The sequence below is a fragment of the Candidatus Cloacimonadota bacterium genome (assembly GCA_020532355.1).
Taxonomy (GTDB): domain Bacteria; phylum Cloacimonadota; class Cloacimonadia; order Cloacimonadales; family Cloacimonadaceae; genus UBA5456.
The window spans coordinates 1-5158 of record JAJBBD010000210.1; the positions used below are offsets into that span (position 1 = coordinate 1).

The 5158-nt window shown below is 44.3% G+C and carries 5 protein-coding genes; all 5 read left to right on the plus strand.

The annotated features are described in order from the left end of the window. Positions 1–84 precede the first annotated feature (84 nt). The 5 genes from LHW48_07220 to LHW48_07240 all read left to right on the plus strand — a co-directional run bounded on the left by LHW48_07220 (position 85) and on the right by LHW48_07240 (position 5096). A complete protein-coding gene (locus LHW48_07220; GenBank protein MCB5260248.1) occupies positions 85–612 on the plus strand; it encodes a phage major tail tube protein in 528 nt (175 codons plus the stop codon). A gap of 10 nt (positions 613–622) precedes the next feature. Further along, positions 623–898, plus strand: a complete 276-nt coding sequence (locus tag LHW48_07225; protein MCB5260249.1) for a phage tail assembly protein — start codon at positions 623–625, stop codon at positions 896–898. A gap of 147 nt (positions 899–1045) precedes the next feature. Further along, positions 1046–3868 (plus strand): phage tail tape measure protein, encoded by a 2823-nt coding sequence (locus tag LHW48_07230; protein MCB5260250.1) that lies wholly within the window; start codon positions 1046–1048, stop codon positions 3866–3868. Then, entirely contained in the window at positions 3861–4079 is a 219-nt protein-coding gene (locus LHW48_07235) for a tail protein X (protein ID MCB5260251.1), read from the plus strand. The genes LHW48_07230 and LHW48_07235 overlap by 8 nt, the downstream gene beginning before the upstream one ends. Continuing rightward, a complete protein-coding gene (locus LHW48_07240) occupies positions 4080–5096 on the plus strand; it encodes a hypothetical protein (protein MCB5260252.1) in 1017 nt (338 codons plus the stop codon). Positions 5097–5158 lie beyond the last annotated feature (62 nt).

A 5158-nucleotide genomic window follows, 5' to 3' on the forward strand; every position in this document is an offset into this window, starting at 1 on the left:
GCCGGCACGCGAGATCGACTTCATTGTGGAGTACGATCCGCAATATCTTGAGACGCTGTTTTTAGCGTTAAGGGGTGATAGAGACTGGCAAATCAAGTTCCGGAGACGTTGATTAATTTTAGAGTTTACCTCGACGGCACGGATTTAATAGGAGTTGCCGACGTGGAGCTTCCAAGCGTGGAGGCAATGACGGAGACGGTGAAGGGTGCTGGCTTAGCCGGTGAGATAGACAGTCCTACACTTGGCCATTTCGGCAGCATGACTTGTACGCTCAACTGGCGGACTGTTGAGAAACCCACGCTTGAGCTGGCAGCCCAGAAGGCACATAACCTTGATCTAAGGGGTGCAAGCCAGATTTACGATGCCGGGGCTGGCCAATATTTCGTTAGACCGGTAAGGGTAGTGCTGCGTGCGATTCCAAAAACGTCAGTCAATTTGGGGAATTTGGATGTTGGCGTAACGGCAGGCGCATCAAACGTATTTGAAGTTGTATATCTTAAAGTTGATGTTGGTGGGTCTACATTGATTGAAATAGATAAATTTAATTACATTTGCAAGATTAATGGTATAGATTACCTATTACAAGTCAAAGCTGCCCTTGGTATCGAGTAGGAGATATGGCATGAAAATAAAACTTAGTAAGCCAATTATGATTAATGGAACAGAAGTAAAAGAGATAAATATTGATTTCGATAAACTAACTGGCAATGACATCATCAATGCATCAAGAGAGGCACAACTTTTAGGCGAAAATATTGTCGTTCCAGAATTTTCTAAGCAATATCTTGCAATCGTTGCAGCTAAAGCAAGCGGTATAAACGTTGAAGATATCAATAACTTACCCGCAAGGGATTTCACTGCCATTACAATCGCTGTGCAAAATTTTTTGCTCAAGTAGGTCTTGGTAAAAAAGGCGCTGAACTGATCATGCGTGCTGCACTTTCGCTTTCGATGAGCACATATACGCCTGTTGGCTATTGGATGAGTATGCCGTTTGCCGAACTTGGCAAATGGCTTGAAATAGCCTCAGATATTCTAAAAGGAGGTGGCAGAAATAGCTAAAACATATGAGTTGGCAGTTGAAATTGCCGGTAAAGTAGATTCAAGCTTTAGCCAATCTTTTAAATCTGCCACTTCTGTTCTTCAGGAGTCTCAACATAAAGTACGCTCCTTAAAAAAGGAATTAAAAGAGCTTGAGCAGAACTATAAATCTGGTGCCATTTCTACAGAACAATATAAAGCAGCACAATCTAGGTTGACAGCCGAATTAAACAAGGCCGAACATGCACAAAAAAGGCTGGCGAGAGCTATTGAATTGCAGGGCAAGGCAGAAGCATTCCAGTCGAAAATGCGTGGCAAGATGCTTGGTGCCGTTGCTGCCGGAGCAACTCTTGCTGTCCCGGTGAAGCTTGCCGTAGATTTTGAGTCAGCTATGGCAGACGTGCGCAAGGTCATCGACTTTGAAACGCCGCAGCAGTTTAAAGAAATGGGGGAAGACATTCTAGCTCTTTCCCAGCGGATACCAATGGCAGCTCGTGGTTTGGCTGATATCGTGGCGGCGGCCGGGCAAGCAGGAATTGCAAGGAACGAACTACTTCCTTTTGCAGAAAGTGCAGCTAAAATGGGCGTCGCTTTCGACATTACGGCTGAACAGGCAGGGCAAATGATGGCTCAGTGGCGCACGGCTTTTAAAATGAGCCAAGAAGAAGTTAACGAGCTTGCAGATCAAATAAATTATCTTGGCAACACCACTGCCGCTTCTGCACCAAAGATATCAGACATAGTAACCAGAATTGGACCTTTAGGTGAGATAGGTGGAGCGACAGCAAGAGAGATAGCTGCTCTCGGTACAACAATGGTTAGCGTTGGCGTGGGGGAAGAAGTAGCTGCGACAGGAATTAAAAATCTCATTTTACGATTAACTTCAGGAGCATCTGCCACCAAAAAACAAAAAAATGCGTTTAAGGCGTTGGGATTAAGTGCAACACGAATGGCAAAAATGATGCAAGAGGATGCACAAGGCGCAATCCTTGCCGTTATTAATGCCCTAAGAAAAATTCCCGAGCATAAGCGTGCGGCTATATTGACCGATCTATTTGGTCGTGAGAGCGTTGCTGCAATAGCCCCTTTGGTGACAAACGTTGAGCAATTGGAAGAAAACCTGCGTAAGGTTGGTGACGCAACACAATATGCAGGAAGCATGGAAAAAGAATTTGAAGCAAGATCGGCAACAACAGCTAATAGCTTGCAACTTTTGATGAATACAATCACGAGGCTTGGCGTTGCTGTCGGCAGTGTTCTCTTGCCACCACTTGCCGAAATGGCTCATTCTGTTGCGCAGGTTATAGGTAGGGTTACCGATTGGATGAAAAAACATGAGGGGCTTACAAAGATTTTGGTATATGCTACATCAGCTGTGTTGGCCTTGAAAATTGCGATAGCTGTCGTAGGATTCGCAATCGGCTCTGTTTTAGTTAAGCTTGCAAGTTTTTATGTATGGATGGTAAAAAACAATATAGTCACTAAAATTGCGACTGTTTCGACTAAGGCCTGGGCGCTTGCTCAAAAAGGTCTTAACGTTGTTTTGGGCTTAAGTGGCAAGCTACTGTCTGTCGGCAAGCTCATAGCCTATAACGTCGCCACCAAGGCTGTAGCGCTTGGGACAAAGATGTGGACGGCAGCCCAATGGCTTCTTAACGCAGCCCTTTCGGCCAACCCGATAGGTCTCATTGTGATAGCTATTGCCGGTCTCATAGCTGGGCTCACCATCCTATACAAAAAAAGCGAGACTGTAAGGGCAATCATAAGCACATTGTGGGATACAATCGGTGCAGGACCACGTTCCATTGCGGCTGTTGTAGGCAAGTTATGGGATTTTATATCAGTCCTTGGCAAAATCAAAATACCTGACGTCTTTGTGAAATTATGGAGCGGGATTGCAGGCGGGGTATCTACTGCAATCGGTGCGGCTAAAACAGTAGCAAGCAAGATAGGCAGCATATTTGGCAAAATCAAAATACCTGACGTCAGCCTAATGCCCAATATTGTTTGGGATGTAGCAAAATTCCCATTTGAGGCGATCTCGGTTATCCCAGAAAAAATAGCAGGCATTATGGACAAAATCAAGCTCCCAGATATCTGGGTGCCTTTCGAGTCAATGACCGCCAATGCCCTTAAATCTGTCAAGGATAAAATGTCAAACTTGATCACATATTTAAGCAACATAGCTCCGATAGCTTCTTTGGGCAAGATATACGATGCACTTGCTTACGGGGCGGCCAATGCATATAGTTTTGTGACGGATAAGTTTTCGCAGCTATTTTCATATCTGTCTGCGATAAAATGGCCAGAATCCTTAGGCAATCTGTGGAGCATTATAACTTCCGGTGCTACATCTATGTTCCAGACCGTAACCAATGCCCTAAATTGGCTAATAGATAAGGTTAATTGGTTCATCAATAAATTAAATAAGATCAAGCTCCCAAGCTGGTTGCCCCTCGCTGGCGGTAAGGGTGTCAATATTGAAACGATACAACGGATAGAAACACCAACAGCCCTGCCAGAACACGCCGAAGGCGGCGTCTTTTCGGCCCCGCATCTGGCAATGGTAGCTGAAAAGGGACCGGAAGCGATATTGCCTTTGGAAAAACTGCTTAATATTTTTAAAGAACGAAAGGCTGTCTCAACACCGGCAATCAACATTACCTATTCGCCCGCATCACCTGTTATTAACATTTATGAGCAAGGCGGAATCAGCGCTGATCGGATCAGAAACGAGGTGCTTAATGCCGAGAGGCGGGCACAGGAAGAGTTTGAAGCTAGACTTAAGGCCTTCATGGCGCAACAGAGGAGGCTAAGCTATGCGTAAATATATGACTGTACAGGGCGACACCTGGGATTACATAGCATACAAAGTTTATGGTGCTGAGAGCGGAACAGAATTTTATATGTCAACGTTACTCGAAGCAAACCCGAAATATTTAAGCTATGTGGTGTTCCCGGCAGGCATAAGAATTAATGTCCCAGATGTGAAGGTTGAGCTTCCCAAAACACTTCCACCATGGAAGAGAGGGTCTTAAATGGCGAAGATCAGACGGGCATCGCTATCGCTTTCGTATAACAATGTAAACATAACAGCTGATCTTTCAGATTATTTGGTCAGCTTTTCTTATGAAGATAACTCAGACAACAAAGCAGATGACCTCCAGATTGTGTTGGAAGACAAAAAAGGCTTATGGCGTGGCAGTTGGTATCCAAACAAAGGTGCCAGGTTAGTCGCCTCTATTATTACCCAAGATTGGCGATTTACAGGCACAGCGCAAACACTTCCACTGGGATCATTTGAGATAGACGAAATAAGCTACACTGGACCGCCAGATGTAGTAACGCTCAAAGCAGTGTCTATACCGGTTCATTCGTCTTTGGTTGACGAAGACAAAATAAGGGCTTGGGAGGAAACCGCTTTATCTGTGATTGCGGGAGATATAGCAAATGAGGCACAGCTTGAGTTAATGTTTGATAGCGATTTTGACCCAGAATATGACCGAATTGAGCAATCTGAGGAGCCTGACTTGCCATTCTTGCAGCGTTTGTGTGACCAATCTGGTCTAAGCTTAAAGGTATCAAGCGATAAAATTATTATCTTTGACAGTACAAAATATGAGGAAGCACCTAGCGTTGCTGTGATTGCAAAAGGTGAATCCGACATTATTTCATATGAATTTACATCGGCAACCAGAAATATCTATTCTGCAGCTAGGATAGAATATCAGCCAAGTATTTGGGAGGATCCCATCGAGTACACTTACTCCCCTCCAAGTGCCCCAAAAACAGGGAAAACGCTGTTTATTAACGAGAGAGCAAATAACTTGGCGGAGGCGGAGAGAATAGCAAAATTAAGGCTCAGAAAGATAAATGCTAACGAAAACAGGGCAAGCGTTGTGCTTGTAGGCAATCAATCTCTTGTAGCTGGAGTAAATGTAACATTCTCTGGATTTGGGAACTTCGACGGCAAATATTTTATTGAAACTGCCACACATTCTGGCCCAAATTATGAAACGAGATTGAATGTTAGAAAGGCTCTGGGTGCATATTAAATGGAAAACCTTAAAGGTTTAATAAGAGTCGGTAGGGTCTCTGCAATATATCCAGAAAAAGC